Raw genomic sequence first — 15,713 nt, 5'->3', positions numbered from 1 at the left:
TGGAGTCCGGTGTCTTTTTGGACACGGAATCCATGGAGGTCTTGGACACTTCTAGCGGTTTATGGTTGTTGCCTGCGTTTGGGCCGGGGTTTGGATAGTTTCGGGTTCATCCGTGGTGGTTGGCGGTGTTTCATTCCTTCAACGAGGTTGATGTTGATCTGGCCACCTGGTGGCCTGTGGCTCAACGTGATCGGCAGTGGCACGCTGAAGAGGAATTCACCGTCATGGGCCGTGTAGAACTCCGCAACGTTATCGGCTGTGACTGTGGAGTAGAGTCTGCGGTTTTTAAACCTCAGACCAATGTAGAGACCGAAGCCGCATACGCGTACAACGCCATCTTTGCTTACGCAGAGTTGGTCTGGGATGCCCCAATGGTTTGTTGATTGTGTCGTCAGCGCCGTTAGTGTTGGGGTATCGGTGGGAGGTATGCCTTGCAAAGCTGCCATGTCATCGGTGTTGGCCTCGTGTGAAGTTGCCGCTTCCGCGGGGCCGTTGAGCTTTTCGGATACTGCTTGTGGGTTGTGTGCTTGGTTATAGGCGACTATGCGGGCCCAGACCTGCTCGGGATCGAGTGGATGCTGAGGTGATGGTGCTTTGGGGAAGGTATCGAAAGCTTGGCGTGGGGTGATGTGCATTTTGCCGATAAGCAGTGATTGGTGCCGTCGTCGTTCGTTGTAGACCTGGCGGTATTCAGCCAGATATGTGTTGACCTCAGCAAGGCTGACTGGGTGGCGTGCATCGAGGAACTGGGTCAACGTGCGGTGAGAGCGCTCGTCTTTTCCCTGGGTTGTCGGGGCGAAACCAGCAATAGCAAGAACACCTTGGCTGGCGAGCCAGGTTTCAGTAGCAGAGAGAAAGCCACGGTGGTAGGTGGCGAACGCATCGCCATTGTCGGAAAGGATTTCTTGAGGTTTGCCGTAGGCAGCGAACGCTGCGGCCAGTACGGCGCGTGCGTCAGTACCGTTTTCTGGCAGGGCGAACGCTGTGGTTCCGACATCGAATCTGCTGGCATCATCGATAATCTGGTAAATCGTGACATGTGTGTGGGCATGGTCAAAGAGGCGATAGACCAGTCCATCGATTTGCCAGAGTTCACCGACGCGATCACGGGCGAAGCGCTTATAGGAGCTGCGTGGCCGTTTGCGGGCATTGGCATCAACAAACCCCAGTTCATGCAGCCACGAGGCGATTGTAGAACGCGATGGGGTGTAATCTGCGCCTACAGTGTCGAACAAAAAGTAGTAGATCGACCAAGGCCCATAATCCAAGCCTTGCTCCATTAACTGTTGTCTGGCGTGGACGACTGCGATTTTATCGGCCTCGTCAAACTTCTTAATCGGATTCTTCGGGGCAGTCGAATCCGGCACAATACCTGCGCGCCCCTTCTGCGCTATCCGGTGTTTGATGTTGTGGTACGTCTGCCGCGAGATCCCTAATTCTTTGCAAAACTGTGTGACCGTCTTGCCGTCACGAACGGGATCGAAATCTGCGACCTTTCTACGCTTATGCAATGGAATAGCCATCCGGCTATTCCACCGCCGCAAACGTCCAAAAAGCCACTAGACATCCCGTCCAAAAACATCCTGGACTCCGTGTCCAAAAAGTCGCTAGACATCACAGCCCTAGCCCAGAAGTTGGGCTAGGGCTTTATTTCTATCTGTGGGAAGGGGCTAGGCCCCTCCCGCGGGATACGCTACTTAGTCACCGATCTGGTCGCGTCCGCGCTTCACAATCTTGTCATCCACCTGGCCAACGACCTCGTGGTCCTTGTTGGTGTATTCAAACTTGGAAAGCACGTAGCGCATCGCGTTGATGCGGGCACGCTTCTTGTCATTGGACTTAATGGTGATCCAGGGAGACTCTTCAGTGTCGGTGTAGCGGAACTGCTCCTCCTTCGCGCGGGTGTAATCATCCCACTTATCCAAGGACGCCAAGTCCATGGGCGAAAGCTTCCACTGACGGACCGGGTCGATCTGGCGGATGGCGAAGCGGGTGCGCTGCTCCTTGCGGGTCACGGAGAACCACAGCTTGGTCAGCGAAATACCAGAGCCGAGAATCATGTTCTCCAGCATCGGCACCTCGCGCAGGAACTCTGCGTGCTGGGACTCCGTGCAAAAGCCCATGACGCGCTCCACGCCGGAGCGGTTGTACCAGGAGCGGTCGAAGAAGACGATTTCGCCGCCACACGGGAAGTGTTCGATGTAGCGCTGGAAGTACCACGAGGTGGACTCGCGCGGGGAGGGCTTCTCGAGTGCTACGGTGCGGGCACCACGCGGGTTGAGGTGCTCGTTGAAGCGCTTGATGGTGCCGCCCTTACCAGCGGCGTCGCGGCCTTCGAAGAGAATGATGTGGCGCTGGCCGGTTTCCTTGGTCCAGTTCTGCCACTTCAGCAGCTCAATCTGCAGGGAACGCTTGATGGACTCGTACTCGTCACGCGTCATGCGCTCCTCGTACGGGTAGTTCTCGCGCCAGGTTTCAACCGGTGAGCCATCCGGCATGATGAGCGAGGGATCGTCCTCATCGGAGTCATCGACGACGTAGCCGTCGGTCTGCGCAAGGTCGATCTCGGGGAGTTCGTCGTCTTTAATGTCAGCCATACCATTAATTCTATCTAGGAAGCAGGCATCTGGCTCGATAAAACGACTCGAGGCCGCTCAATTTACCCCCGTAATGCCCGACAGGTGGCAGCAGCCGCCCAGGATGTACGTTTCTAACAAATAGTTCCCTCAGAATTCGACGATCTGGGGGCTTAAATGATCGTTCCGTACCACGCCACCGCTTCAGCCAGGCTGGGCGGGCGGATTCTGGAAATGAGAAACCCCGCTGCCCACAAGGGGGTCAGCGGGGTTAACGCTTAGTTCTGCGTGAGCAGCGTGCTTTTTAGAGCAGGCCGATCAGCTTGGAAGCGCCGTCAGCCATGGTGCCCAGACCGTAGAAAATGTTGAGCAGGAGGCCGATGATGCCGGTGGAAGAAAGGGTACCCATTTGAAATCTCCTTGGGATTGAAAGTGTGTGTTTAGTGCTGCCCTAAAGGGAAGCTAGTTTACTTCTTGGAGGACAGGCCCTCGAGAACGGAGGTATCCGGCTTAACCGGGTAGTTTTCCGTGGTGGCAGCGCCGGAGATGAGGTCAAAGACGCTAGCGAAGCCGCCGAAGAGCTTCTTGATGCCGTCAGCGAAGTCAGCGAAGTTACCGAGCTGGTCACCGATGAAAGAAAGATCCATTATGGTCTCCTCTTGTGAAGTCCGGGTAGAGAAATTGCCCGGAGGGGTTTGCAGTTTGCAGACACCCTCAGCGGGCGTCACACGAAACTATTTTGGCACACCACTGAAACATTGCAAGTGGATTCGTGGGTGACTTTTCGAGCACAGCGCTTCGAAAATCAGATTCACTTTTCAGGTTATTTATTCACCATTTGTTAACCTAGCCAGCAACAATGCGCCTATCTGCGTAAATGAACGGCGGCGGGTGTCCTGCCTCAAAAAATCTTCGTCGAAACGTAACGCGAGCCCCTAAAATTGCGATTCATAGGCCCGATTTACGGAGTAATTTCGCCACATTTTTCTCGCGGCAACATCGCGTATTACCCCTATCCGGGGGAGCAATAGGATACAAAAGGGTCTCAAGACGAAGAAAGCTCCCCACGGTCAGTCGTGGGGAGCATCTGTTTTGCTAGGAGCTGAGGCCGCAAGACGCCTCAGCCCGGGAAGGAGCGGACTAGAAGCCCATACCGCCCATTGCGTCAGCATCCGGCATACCAGCGCCTGCACCAGCCGGTTCCGGCTTATCAGCCACAACCGCCTCGGTGGTCAGGAACAGAGCCGCGATGGACGCAGCGTTCTGCAGCGCGGAACGAGTGACCTTAACTGGGTCATTGATGCCCGCGGCCATCAAGTCCACATACTCGCCAGATGCGGCGTTGAGGCCCTGGCCAGCCGGCAGGGAGGCGACCTTGTCAGCGACAACGCCCGGCTCCAGACCAGCGTTCTGAGCAATCTGCTTCAGCGGAGCAGACAGCGCCTCGCGGACGATCTTGACACCGGTTGCCTCATCACCAGTGAGGTCGGAAAGGGAATCCAGAACCTCGGCTGCCTGCAGCAGAGCCACGCCGCCACCGGCGACGATGCCCTCCTCAACAGCAGCCTTAGCGTTACGCACGGCATCCTCGATGCGGTGCTTGCGCTCCTTGAGCTCCACCTCGGTAGCAGCGCCAACCTTGAGGACTGCCACGCCGCCGGCCAGCTTGGCTAGGCGCTCCTGCAGCTTCTCACGGTCGTAATCGGAGTCGGAGTTCTCAATCTCGGCGCGGATCTGCTTGATGCGGCCGTCGATCTGCTCCTGGGAACCAGCACCCTGAACGATGGTGGTCTCATCCTTGGTCACGACAACCTTGCGGGCCTGGCCGAGGTACTCGAGCTCGGTGGTCTCCAGGGAGAGGCCGACCTCCTCGGAAATGACCTGGCCTCCGGTGAGGATAGCCATGTCCTGCAGGGTGGCCTTGCGGCGGTCACCGAAGCCCGGAGCCTTCACAGCAACAGACTTGAAGGTGCCGCGGATCTTGTTGACCACGAGGGTGGACAGGGCCTCGCCCTCAACATCTTCAGCGATAATCAGCAGCGGCTTGCCGGTCTGCATGACCTTCTCCAGCAGCGGGACGAGGTCCTTGATGTTGGAAATCTTGGAGGAAACCAGCAGGATGTACGGGTCCTCGAGGACAGCCTCCTGGCGCTCCATGTCGGTAGCGAAGTAGCCAGAGATGTAGCCCTTGTCGAAGCGCATGCCTTCGGTGACTTCCAAGTCAACGCCGAAGGTGTTGGACTCCTCAACGGTGATGACGGAGTCCTTGTTCACGGAGCCGTTGCCCACGGTGTACATAGCCTCAGCGATCTTCTCGCCGATGGCCGGGTCAGCAGCGGAGATACCTGCGGTGGTAGCAATCTCTTCCTGCGTCTCTACTTCCTTCGCAGAGGAGAGCAGGGAGTCAACAACCTTCTTGGTAGCGGCCTCGATGCCGCGCTTGATGCCCATCGGGTTGGAACCAGCGGCTACGTTGCGCAGGCCCTCGCGGACAAGCGCCTGTGCCAGAACGGTAGCGGTGGTGGTGCCGTCACCGGCGACGTCATCGGTCTTCTTGGCTACTTCCTTGACCAGCTCTGCGCCGATCTTCTCGTACGGGTCCTCGAGTTCGATCTCGCGCGCGATGGAAACACCGTCGTTAGTAATGGTCGGGGCGCCCCAGGACTTCTCTAGGACGACGTTGCGGCCCTTGGGGCCGAGGGTGACCTTGACGGCGTCGGCAAGCGTGTTGAGACCACGCTCGAGGCCGCGACGTGCCTCTTCATCGAAGGCAATGATCTTTGCCATGTGTTTGTGCTCCTTAAGCTTTGTTGAGGACGACACTCACGTCTGATCTATGACGGACGCCCGCGACGGCACGGCTGGCGAGTGTTCTCCAGCCCCAACCACATAGATGACTCTGTTTATTTCTGGCACTTGCCATGTGGAAGTGCTAGCGACCATTCTGGCACTCAGACCTAGCGACTGCAAGGTTCAACACGAACGCTATAAGCGAACGGGCGGTGCAACAGCACCGCCCGTTAATACGAACCGCCCACTAAATCGAACCGTCCATTAAACCGAAGTCCTAGCTCCGCTTAAGCCTCGGCCTTCTTCGCCGTCCACTTGTACGCCGCAGCAATGCCGCCGACGAAGAGGATGACGCCGACGATCTTGGCAGCGGTTCCGCCCTCGAAGATCTCCAGCGGGGACTCGCCGCCCGACGCCGCGATAATGCCAGCGTTGACCACGCCGAAGAGGGACTCGCCGACGATAAGGCCGGTGGCCAGCAGCGTGCCCATGCGCTTAGCAAAGTCCGGCTTGGACTGGCGTACCGCCCAGCGGTTGTAGAAGTAGCCCAAGATGGCGCCAATCGGAACCACAATCGTGATGGCCGCCGGCAGGTACATGCCCATGCCCACCGCCAGCGGGGACAGGGAGTATTTGTCGGTGAAGTGGCGCAGGCACTCGTCGACGATGATGATGACGGCGCCGATCGCCGCGCCCAGGCCGATGAGGTCCCACGGCAGCGAGTTATCAAAAATACCGGAGGCCACCGAGGACATCAACGCGGCCTGCGGTGCAGCCAGCGCGTCCTCACCGGCGCCCTCCATCCCCTGGAAACCAAAGCCGGTGAGCATGACCTGCAGAATCGGCGGAATCACCAAGGAGCCGAAGAGGACACCGATGATGAGCGCTACCTGCTGCTTCCACGGCGTCGCACCAACCAGCTGACCAGTCTTGAGGTCCTGCAGGTTGTCATTGGAAATAGTCGCGATGCCGAAGACGATGGCCGCGGTAAACAGCGTGTAGGCCACCAGCGAGAGCGGTTCCGCCTCAGTACCGCGCGTCACGGCGGCAATCAGCAATGCAGCGGCGATAACCGCGATGATGCCGATAGATGAGATCGGCGAGTTGGACGCACCAATGAGACCAGCCATGTAGCCACACACCGACGCGATAACGAGGCCCACAAGCAAGGTAAAGAGTACGGAGACCGTGATGAGGACGGCCATGTGGTCATGAATATCGGTGCCGCGCACGAAGTTCCACAGCAGCAGTCCAATCGGGACCATGAGAAGAAGGATGGTACCAACGACATACGGTGCCGGAATATCGCGCTCCTCCACCGCCACCTGGTGGCCGTCCTTGCGGTTGCGGGAGGACGCGAAGGACTCAGCCATGCCCTTGACAATCGGACCGGAAATCTTAATCAGCGTCCAAATGGCGGCGATGGCCATGGTGCCCACGCCGATGAAGCGGATCCTGTCGGAGAAGACCGTGTCGACGGTGTCCATGATCGTGGCCGGGTCACTCAGTGCCTCCCCACCGGTGAGGATGGGCAGCAGGATGAGGTAGGAAATGACCACGCCGACGAGCATGGCGATACCCACCGCCAAGCCCACGAGGTGGCCAACACCGACCAACGCCAGGGACAGGGAGGTGCCGAGCGTCGTCGCACCCGAGCCCAGCTTGAAATAGGTGGCCACCTCAGAGGCTGCAGCCTTCATCGCGGCAAGCAAAGCCATGACGGCGGAAAGGATGCCACCGAAGACGATGACGCGCAGGCCCTTCGCGTTTTCCTCGTGCGCGGCCTCACCGTCCTCACCAGAGCTATCGCCCACCTTGAGAACCTCGGCCGCGGCCACGCCCTCCGGGTAGGGCAGATCGGAGCCCGTCACCAGCGCACGGCGCAGCGGGATGGAGTACATCACGCCGAGCACACCACCGATGGCGCAGACAGCGGCGGTATCGACGAAGGAGAAGCCCTGCCAGTAGCCCACCATGACCAGGCCGGGGAGCACGAAGATGATGGCGGACAAAGTGCCGGCTGCCGACGCGATGGTTTGCACAATGTTGTTCTCTTTGACGTTGTGCCCGGCGAAGCGGCGCAGCACCGCCATAGAAATCACGGCAGCGGGAATGGACGTGGCAAACGTCAGACCCACTTTGAGGCCCAGATACACGTTGGCGGCGGTAAAAATGAGAGTGATGAGCCCACCAATGATGATGCCCCGGAGCGTAAGCTCGCGGACCGTGGACTGGGAACCTTCGGCGGTGGTAGTCGCCATGTCAGGTCCTTTCTAAAAGAATTTGGACTAGAACCATGAATATATTACTACCTAACGCTCGGCAGGCCGATTCGAGGATGCGAGTAGGTTGGAGGGCATGAGCAACATTTCTGAGTTTGTCAGCAACGACCGCGATACCATTTTCCAGCAACTCAAGGAGCTCGTCTCCTTCAATTCTGTCCACAACGAGCCGGGCCTCGAGGACCAGCCCGCGAAGGCTGCCGAGTGGGTTCAGGCCGCGCTTGTCGACGCCAACTTCACCCCCGAAGCCATCACCACCGCTGATGGTTCCACGGCGATCGTCGCCAAGCGCCCCGGCAAGGAGGGCGCGAAGACGGTGCTGCTGTACTCGCACTACGACGTGGTTCCTGCCGGAAACCCCGACGCGTGGGACTCCGATCCTTTCACCCTGACTGAGCGCGAGGGCCGCTGGTACGGCCGCGGCGCCGCGGACTGCAAGGGCAACGTGGCCATGCACCTCGCCGCGCTGCGCGCGCTCGACGCTCAGGGTGGAACCGATCTCAACCTCACCGTGCTCATCGAGGGCTCTGAGGAACGCGGCGGCGAGGGCCTGTCCGCGCTCATCGAGGAGCGCCCGGAGCTCTTCGCCGCCGACGCCATCCTCATCGCCGACGCCGGCAACGCCAAGGCAGGCGTGCCGACTTTGACCACCTCCCTGCGCGGCGGCTCCCAGATCAACGTCAAGGTCTCCACCCTCAACTCGGCAGTGCACTCCGGACAGTTCGGCGGCGCGGCTCCCGACGCCGTCAAGGCCCTCATGCGTGCACTGGATTCCCTGACGGATGAGTACGGCCGCACGACTATCGACGGCGTCGATTGTGAGGGCACCTGGCCGCTGGCCGAGGGGCAGGACACCGCCTACCGCGAGGAGGACTTCCGCGCCGACGCCCAAATGCTCGAGGGCACCGAGATCATGGGCGCGAAGGATCCGAAAGGCGCCACCGCCATCGCTGACATGATCTGGGCCCGCCCCGCCGTGACCGTGACCGGCTTTACCTCCACCCCGGTCTCCGAGGCGGTCAACGCCGTGCCCGCTACCGCCGAAGCCAACATCAACCTGCGCACCCCCGCCACCATGGACCCCCGCTCCACCGCGGAAGCAGTGGCCGAGCACCTGAAGAAGCACATTCCGTGGGGCGCGCACATCGAGGTCACCATCCTCGAGGCCAACCTGGGCTTCGAAACCGATCCGTCCAAGCCCGCCGTCGCCCTGCTCGGTGAGTGCCTGGGCGAGGCCTACGGTTCCGAGACCATCACCCAGGGCATGGGCGGCTCCATCCCGCTGACCGTGGAGCTGCAGGAGAAGCACCCGAACGCGGAGATTGCGCTCTTTGGCGTCGAGGAGCCGCAGTGCACCATCCACTCCGCCAATGAGTCGGTCGACCCGACTGAGATTGAGAAGATTGCGATCGCTGAGGCTCTCTTCCTCCAGCGCTTCGCTTAAGCGGCACTATCCCGCCCGGCAGAGCCATCCGCCGGGCGCGGGCTCGCTTACTCCTGGATGCGTTGGTGGCGACATGGCGGAACGCCAACAGGAGACACAGGCATAACTGTATGAAACGAAAATCTGAAAATTGGGATTTCAGACTGTATCGTGAGCACTAGTGAACGCCCGCCGCTGCGGTGGGGTTTGCCCAGTCCCCGACAAGGAAAGGACGCCACCGCAACCTCGTGCTCACTCTCTTCAGCGCCTTGGTACTTACTACCATCGTCGCTCCATTCCTCCTTTTCTATCTCGGCCGCCGCGCCTTCGGCCTCCTTGCCGTCGTGCCCGCGGTGGGCTTCTTTTGGGTGCTCCAACAGCTCACCACTGGAACGCTGCGCGACGGCAACCAGCTGGCGTATGACCTCGACTGGATGCCCGCCGCGCACCTAACGATTAACCTGCGCATGGACGCGCTTTCCGCGCTGTTCAGCCTCATCATTTTGGGTGTGGGCGCGCTGGTCTTGCTGTATTGCTGGGGTTATTTCGACCACTCCCGGCGCCGCCTTGCCCTCTTCGGTAGCCAGATGGTGGGCTTTGCCACGGCCATGTATGGCCTGGTCATTTCCGATAATTTCCTGCTGCTCTACGTCTTCTGGGAAATCACCTCCCTGCTCTCCTTCCTCCTGGTGAGCTATTACGGCGAGCGCGCCTCATCCCGGCGATCAGCGCAGCAGGCACTCATGGTCACCGTCCTCGGCGGCCTGGCCATGCTCGTGGGCATTACCCTCCTCGGCCGCCAGACCGGTGCGTGGTCCTTCAGCGATATCGCCGCCACCGAGGACCTGGCCAACACGCCCTTCCTCACTGTGGCCATCGTGCTGATTCTCTGCGGTGCGCTCTCCAAGTCCGCCATCGCCCCCGCGCACTTTTGGCTGCCCGGGGCCATGGCCGCGCCGACCCCGGTCTCTGCCTACCTACACTCCGCGGCGATGGTGAAGGCCGGCATCTACCTCGTCGCACGCCTAGCGCCTTCGGTACATGACATCCCCACCTGGCATCTCGTGGTCATCCCCTTGGGTGCGTTCACCATGCTGCTCGGCGGTTGGATGGCGCTCAAGCAGCGCGACCTGAAGCTGGTTCTGGCCTACGGTACCGTCTCGCAGCTGGGTTTTATCACCGCCATCATCGCCATCGGCTCCCGCGAGGCCATGCAGGCAGGCCTGGCGCTGACCTTTGCGCACTCCCTCTTCAAAGCAGCGCTCTTCATGATCGTCGGCGCCATTGACCACTCGGCGGGCACGAGGGACATCGACAAGCTGGCAGGCCTGGGCAAGAAGAAACCCGCGCTGTACATCCTGGCCATCCTCCCCGCGATGTCGATGGCCGGTATCCCGCCGCTGCTGGGCTTTGTGTCCAAGGAGGCCACGCTCGAGGCGATCATGCACGAGGAGCTCTTGGTCGGCATGCCACGCAACATGCTGCTCGTAACCGTCGTCGTCGGCTCCGCGCTGACCATGGCCTATGCGCTGCGCTTCCTATGGGGTGCGTTCTCCTCGAAGGGGCAGGAGGAGCCCTCTGAGGCAGTAGCGAATATGCACCACATCGGCCCCTTCCTCTGGGTTCCTCCGACGGCGCTGACTCTGCTGACCATCTTCTTTGGTCTGCTGCCGCTGCCTTTGTCCCACGGCATCACGCAGCACCTAGACAACACATTTGGGGCGGAGCAGACCTCCGAACTAGCGCTGTGGCATGGCTTCACCATCCCGTTGCTGCTCTCCGTGCTCATCATCGTGGCCGGTTCTCTCTTGCACTGGCAGCGCCAGACACTCACGAAGGCCCAGTTCACCTACCCGGCCTTGGGCTCGGCCGACGACTCCTACGACGCCGTCATCAACACCCTGCGCCAACTCTCTCTGCGCATCACCGCCTCCACGCAGCGCGGTTCGCTGCAGTTCAACCTCACGGTCATCTTTGCCACGCTCATGGTGCTGCCCATCGTCATGCTCATCAACGGCGATATCACCAACGTGCACATGATCGTGGCCGAGAACCCCTGGCAGGCCATCGCAGCGGTGGTCATCATCATCGCCGCCATCGCCGCCACGGTGCTGGATAACCGCCTCTCCGGCGTCATCCTGGTGGGCGCGACGGGCTACGCCTTGTCCTTCATCTTTGCGCTTCACGGCGCGCCGGACTTGACGCTGACGCAGCTCCTCGTGGAGACCATCATTATGGTGCTCTTCATGCTCGTGCTTCGCCGCATGCCGGCGAATACCGAGTGGAAGCAGGACCCCAAATCAGGCCGCCTGCGCGCGTGGCTGGCGGTGGGCGTGGGCCTGGCCGTCACCGTGGTCGGCATGTTCGCCATCAACGCCCGGCGCGAGGAACCCATCTCGCAGTACATGCCGGAATTGGCCAAGGAGATCGGCCACGGCGCCAACACGGTCAACGTCTTGCTCGTGGACCTGCGCGCGTGGGATACCTTCGGCGAAATCACGGTGCTCATCATCGCGGCGACGGGTATCGCCTCGCTGATCTACCGCACGCAGAGTTTCACCCGCTCCTCCCGCCGCCCGACCTTGCAGGTCACCGGCCGCCGCTGGCTGGCCGCGGGCGTGGAATCGGAGAAGGCGCTCAACCGCTCGCTCATGGTGGACGTGAGCACCCACATCCTCTTCCCCTCGATGATGGTGCTCTCCCTGTACTTCTTCTTCGGCGGCCACAACGCCCCCGGCGGCGGTTTTGCCGGCGGCCTCGTGGCGGCCTTGGCGCTGATTCTGCGCTACCTGGCCGGCGGGCGCGCGGAGCTCGATGAGGCGCTGCCTCTCGACGGCGGCCGCACCATGGCGGTCGGCTTGCTGCTCTCCCTCAGCGCAGTCATCACCCCGATGCTCTTGGGCTACCCGCCGCTGACCACCGGGTACACAAAGGTCGGGGTGCCACTCATCGGTGATGTATCCCTGCCTTCGGCGCTGATTTTCGACGCCGGCGTCTACCTCATCGTCGTCGGCCTCACGCTCTACGTCCTGTCCTCCTTGGGCGCCAAGCTCGATGAGGAAGAAGAGATGCGTAAGCAACGCGCCCGCGACCGCGCCCGCTCCTTGGCACGCCGCACGAAAGAAAAAGAGAAAGCTGCCACCGCAGAGAAAGGACACGCCTAATGGATGCCAACCTCATGCTCCTGCTCGCTGCGGGCGTGCTCTGCGGCGCCGGGGTCTACTTATTGCTGGACCGCGCGATGACCAAGATGCTGCTCGGCATCTTGTTGCTGGGCAATGGCGCGAACCTCTTCGTGCTCATGGCCGGCGGCAAGGCGGGCTCGCCGCCTATCGACGGCCGGACCTCCCTGCCCTATGGCGAAGAAATCGCCGATCCGCTGGCCCAGGCGATGATCCTCACCGCGATCGTCATTTCAATGGCGCTGACCGGCTTCATCCTCACGTTGGCCTACCGCCAATACCGCTACCGCACCGCGGACGTGATTGAGGATGACACCGAGGACACCGCCATCGCGGCGATTGCCTCGCGCCCGGGCAATGCCTCGGCCGCCCCCGACCACGACGCCTCCAATGATCCGACCACCGGCCGCACCACGAAGGAAGGCGATAAGTTTGGCCCCGAGTTCTTCGAGGCTCCCGTGAAGGAGGCCACCGATGAGTGAAACTATCTCACCCCTGGTGAACCTGCTGCTGCCCTACGTCAGCTTTCTGATCCCCCTTCCGATCATCATCCCCGCCCTGGCGGCCGCGCTGGCGATGCTCTTTGCGCGCAATGCTCATGCGCAGCGCCGCATCGCCTTCTTCTCCCTGCTCACGCTGGCCGCGGTCAACGCCGCACTGATCTTCATCGCGGATACCACCGGCATCCAGACCCTCCAGGTGGGCGGCTGGGACGCCCCGGTGGGCATCACGCTCGTGGCGGACCGTTTGTCCACGGTCATGCTCTTTACCTCCTCCGTCGTCCTGTTCTCCGTCATGTGGTACGCCATCTCGCAGGGCGTGCGCGATGGCACCAAGGACGAACCGGTGGCGGTGTTCCTGCCTAATTACATGTTGCTGACCATGGGCGTGAACGTGTCCTTCCTGGCCGGTGACCTGTTCAACCTCTACGTGGGCTTCGAGATCTTCCTCGTGTCTTCCTACGTGCTGCTGACCCTCGGCGCATCGCCCGCGCGTGTGCGGGCGGGCGTGGGCTATGTCATGGTCTCCATGGCCTCCTCGCTCATCTTCGTGCTGGCCTTGGCCTATGTCTACGCCGCGGTGGGCACGATGAACATGGCCCAGATCGGCCTCCGGATGGAGGACATCCCGGCCGGTACCCGCTCCGCGGTCTTCTCCGTGTTGCTCATCGCCTTCGGCATCAAGGCGGCCATCTTCCCTCTCGATGCCTGGTTGCCGGACTCCTACCCCACCGCGCCTTCGCTCGTCACCGCGGTCTTCGCGGGCCTGCTCACCAAGGTCGGCGTCTACGCCATCATCCGCGCGCGTACCTCCATCTTCACCGGCGGCGGGCTCGACGGCCTGCTCATGTGGGTCGCACTGGCCACGATGCTCGTGGGTATCTTGGGCGCCATCGCGCAATCGGATATCAAGCGCTTGCTGTCCTTCACCCTGGTCAGCCACATCGGCTACATGGTCTTCGGCGTTGCCCTCGGTACCGCGCAGGGTTTGTCGGGCGCCATCTTCTACGCCGTACACCACATTCTGGTGCAGACCGCGCTTTTCCTGGTTGTAGGACTTATCGAGCGCCAAGCCGGCACATCCTCGCTGCGGCGCTTGGGCTCGCTGATTTATTCCGCACCGCTCATCGCCATTTTGTACTTCATCCCGGCCATGAACTTGGGCGGCATCCCGCCCTTCTCCGGCTTCCTGGGCAAGATCATGCTGATCCAGGCCGGCGCGAACGAGGGTTCCTGGATGTCGTGGGTGCTCATCGGCGGCGCGGTGGTCACCTCACTGCTGACCCTTTACGTCATGATCCTCGTGTGGACCAAGGGCTTCCTGCGTGACCGCAGGGATGCCCCCGAAGGCAACCTCGCCATGGCGCGGCCCTCCCCGCTCGGGGAGGTCACCGAGTACGTCGAATTGGAGGAGCGCGCCGATGTCGGTCGCGTGCCCTTCGGCATGCTGGCCTCCACGTCCCTGCTCGTCATCGCCTCGGTATCGATGACCTTCCTCGCCGGCCCGATCTCCGGTGTCACCACCCGCGCGGCGACGTCCGCGCAGGATGACTCCATTTACCGCTACGCGGTACTGGGAGATTCCGCCGAGGACCCAACGCGGCACTTGGACCCCGCCGAACGCTACGAGGAGGGCGCCGATTCGCGGAAGAACCGCAGCGAGCCCCTCCCGGATCCGGAGCCGGTGGCGCCGACAACGAGGACGTCGCCAAGCGCCACGCCCACATTGCCCACCTCCGTGGATAAGGAAGAAGAGGAGGTGTCCCGATGAGATTCTCCGGAATTAAGCACCGTTTCCGCCCGTGGTTCATGGTGTGGATCATCGTCATGTGGTGCATGCTCATGGGTGAAGTCACCGTGGCGAACCTGGTGGGCGGGCTGATAGCCAGCCTGTTTATCGTCTTCGCGCTGCCGCTGCCGGCGATGCCCGTGGCGGGGATTTCGGTGAGCTGGGGCAAACTTTTCATCTTTATGGTGCAGTGGTTTGTGGAGCTGATGGAAGCTTCTATCAAAGTGGGCTGGCTGGCGGTGCGCCCGCAGGAGGTGCCCAAGACGGCGATCGTCAGGCTCCCGATGCGCTTGGAGAATGAGTTCGTTCTGGCGCTGGCGGTCAGCCTGTACAACCTGCAGCCGGGCGGCACCGTGTCCGATATCGACATTGCGAACCGCATGCTCACCATCCATCTGCTCGACGCCGATTCTGAAGCTCACCTAGAGCGTGAGATCGCGGCGGTGCGCAAGCTGGAGGCCGATATGATTGCCATCTTCGAAAGGAGCCACCCCTGATGGATACTGACGTGTATAACATCCTGCTCACCGTGGCCGCGGGCTTCCTCGTGGTGGCCTTCCTCATCACCACGTGGCGCATCGTCATCGGGCCCAACTCGCTTGACCGGCTCATCGCCATGGACGGGCTCGTGGCCATGTTCCAATGCGCCCTGGCCACCTACATCTGTTGGACGCTGGACACGACGGTCTCCAACGCGATGTTGGTGGTGGCGCTCCTCGGGTTCATCTCGACGGTCTCCGTTACTCGCTTTAGGAAGAGGGACTCATGAGTTACGCAGTAGTTGCCGATATCCTCTCCATCATCCTCATCCTCCTTGGCTCGATACTCACCTTGGCGGCCGCGATTGGAGTGGCACGTTTTAAGGACACGATGGCGCGCGTGCACGCCATAGCCAAACCCCAAACCACCGGGCTCATCTTCACCATTGTGGGCGCAATCATCAAGGTGACGGGCTCGGAGAGCTTCAGCGTGGCTGAGCGCGGCGACTTGGGCATCCTGGTGCTGCTTGTCCTTTTCGCCATGATCACCAGCCCGGTGACCGCACAAAGAACCACGCGTATCGCCCGCCGTGAGGGCCTGTACGGCCCGCCGGAGTCAATGCTGCGCAATGAGGCCCCTGCCGCGCGCTCCATGCGCCGAAAGTAGGGACACGGGCGCCTTCTCCCAGGAA

Annotated in this window: 12 protein-coding genes; 7 read left to right on the top strand and 5 right to left on the bottom strand. The window is 61.3% G+C overall.

Translation table 11 applies throughout. The features are described from left to right. Positions 1-59: 59 nt before the first annotated feature. The 5 genes from M5J06_RS07750 to M5J06_RS07730 form a co-directional block, all read right to left on the bottom strand. Positions 60-1,523: an integrase core domain-containing protein gene (locus M5J06_RS07750; RefSeq protein ID WP_143335830.1), complete on the bottom strand. Its 1,464-nt coding sequence runs from the start codon at positions 1,521-1,523 to the stop codon at positions 60-62. Positions 1,524-1,697: 174 nt separating this feature from the next. Further along, a complete protein-coding gene (ppk2, locus tag M5J06_RS07745; RefSeq protein WP_070522677.1) occupies positions 1,698-2,597 on the bottom strand; it encodes a polyphosphate kinase 2 in 900 nt (299 codons plus the stop codon). A 446-nt stretch (positions 2,598-3,043) separates the two neighbouring features. Further along, positions 3,044-3,223, bottom strand: coding sequence for a PorH family porin (locus tag M5J06_RS07740; RefSeq protein ID WP_070532208.1), 180 nt, complete (start codon positions 3,221-3,223; stop codon positions 3,044-3,046). A gap of 493 nt (positions 3,224-3,716) precedes the next feature. Then, on the bottom strand, positions 3,717-5,363 hold the full coding sequence (groL, locus tag M5J06_RS07735; protein ID WP_070522669.1) for a chaperonin GroEL: 1,647 nt from the start codon (positions 5,361-5,363) through the stop codon (positions 3,717-3,719). Positions 5,364-5,653: 290 nt separating this feature from the next. After that, entirely contained in the window at positions 5,654-7,627 is a 1,974-nt protein-coding gene (locus M5J06_RS07730; protein ID WP_101736066.1) for an OPT family oligopeptide transporter, read from the bottom strand. Between the two features lie 97 nt (positions 7,628-7,724). Between M5J06_RS07730 and M5J06_RS07725 the strand changes: the two genes are divergently transcribed. The 7 genes from M5J06_RS07725 (at position 7,725) to M5J06_RS07695 (ending at position 15,688) form a co-directional block, all read left to right on the top strand. Further along, complete coding sequence (locus tag M5J06_RS07725) at positions 7,725-9,092, top strand: dipeptidase (protein ID WP_070532203.1); 1,368 nt, start codon at positions 7,725-7,727, stop codon at positions 9,090-9,092. Between the two features lie 227 nt (positions 9,093-9,319). Next, positions 9,320-12,235: a Na+/H+ antiporter subunit A gene (locus M5J06_RS07720; protein ID WP_239248993.1), complete on the top strand. Its 2,916-nt coding sequence runs from the start codon at positions 9,320-9,322 to the stop codon at positions 12,233-12,235. Next, on the top strand, positions 12,235-12,735 hold the full coding sequence (locus M5J06_RS07715; protein ID WP_070564160.1) for a Na(+)/H(+) antiporter subunit C: 501 nt from the start codon (positions 12,235-12,237) through the stop codon (positions 12,733-12,735). Before M5J06_RS07720 ends, M5J06_RS07715 begins: the two co-directional genes overlap by 1 nt. Next, the gene (locus tag M5J06_RS07710; protein ID WP_070683107.1) at positions 12,728-14,524 is read left to right on the top strand and encodes a Na+/H+ antiporter subunit D; all 1,797 of its coding nucleotides are present in this window, start codon (positions 12,728-12,730) and stop codon (positions 14,522-14,524) included. Before M5J06_RS07715 ends, M5J06_RS07710 begins: the two co-directional genes overlap by 8 nt. Further along, positions 14,521-15,039, top strand: a complete 519-nt coding sequence (locus M5J06_RS07705) for a Na+/H+ antiporter subunit E (RefSeq protein WP_070685787.1) — start codon at positions 14,521-14,523, stop codon at positions 15,037-15,039. Before M5J06_RS07710 ends, M5J06_RS07705 begins: the two co-directional genes overlap by 4 nt. Then, on the top strand, positions 15,039-15,311 hold the full coding sequence (locus tag M5J06_RS07700; protein ID WP_010188770.1) for a monovalent cation/H+ antiporter complex subunit F: 273 nt from the start codon (positions 15,039-15,041) through the stop codon (positions 15,309-15,311). The genes M5J06_RS07705 and M5J06_RS07700 overlap by 1 nt, the downstream gene beginning before the upstream one ends. Further along, the gene (locus tag M5J06_RS07695) at positions 15,308-15,688 is read left to right on the top strand and encodes a monovalent cation/H(+) antiporter subunit G (protein WP_070685789.1); all 381 of its coding nucleotides are present in this window, start codon (positions 15,308-15,310) and stop codon (positions 15,686-15,688) included. The genes M5J06_RS07700 and M5J06_RS07695 overlap by 4 nt, the downstream gene beginning before the upstream one ends. The last annotated feature ends 25 nt before the right edge of the window (positions 15,689-15,713 follow it).

It is taken from the genome of Corynebacterium intestinale, from assembly GCF_023574125.1.
GTDB lineage: Bacteria > Actinomycetota > Actinomycetes > Mycobacteriales > Mycobacteriaceae > Corynebacterium > Corynebacterium hesseae.
The sequence above is the reverse complement of the archived record's forward strand: the minus strand, read 5'-3'. Positions and strand labels throughout refer to the sequence as shown.

Bases quoted from the DNA above. Each gene is read 5' to 3' on its own strand.
- M5J06_RS07750 (WP_143335830.1), bottom strand. From the start codon at position 1,523: ATGGCTATTCCATTGCATAAGCGTAGAAAGGTCGCAGATTTCGATCCC.
- ppk2 (WP_070522677.1), bottom strand. From the start codon at position 2,597: ATGGCTGACATTAAAGACGACGAACTCCCCGAGATCGACCTTGCGCAG.
- M5J06_RS07740 (WP_070532208.1), bottom strand. From the start codon at position 3,223: ATGGATCTTTCTTTCATCGGTGACCAGCTCGGTAACTTCGCTGACTTC.
- groL (WP_070522669.1), bottom strand. From the start codon at position 5,363: ATGGCAAAGATCATTGCCTTCGATGAAGAGGCACGTCGCGGCCTCGAG.
- M5J06_RS07730 (WP_101736066.1), bottom strand. From the start codon at position 7,627: ATGGCGACTACCACCGCCGAAGGTTCCCAGTCCACGGTCCGCGAGCTT.
- M5J06_RS07725 (WP_070532203.1), top strand. From the start codon at position 7,725: ATGAGCAACATTTCTGAGTTTGTCAGCAACGACCGCGATACCATTTTC.
- M5J06_RS07715 (WP_070564160.1), top strand. From the start codon at position 12,235: ATGGATGCCAACCTCATGCTCCTGCTCGCTGCGGGCGTGCTCTGCGGC.
- M5J06_RS07710 (WP_070683107.1), top strand. From the start codon at position 12,728: ATGAGTGAAACTATCTCACCCCTGGTGAACCTGCTGCTGCCCTACGTC.
- M5J06_RS07705 (WP_070685787.1), top strand. From the start codon at position 14,521: ATGAGATTCTCCGGAATTAAGCACCGTTTCCGCCCGTGGTTCATGGTG.
- M5J06_RS07700 (WP_010188770.1), top strand. From the start codon at position 15,039: ATGGATACTGACGTGTATAACATCCTGCTCACCGTGGCCGCGGGCTTC.
- M5J06_RS07695 (WP_070685789.1), top strand. From the start codon at position 15,308: ATGAGTTACGCAGTAGTTGCCGATATCCTCTCCATCATCCTCATCCTC.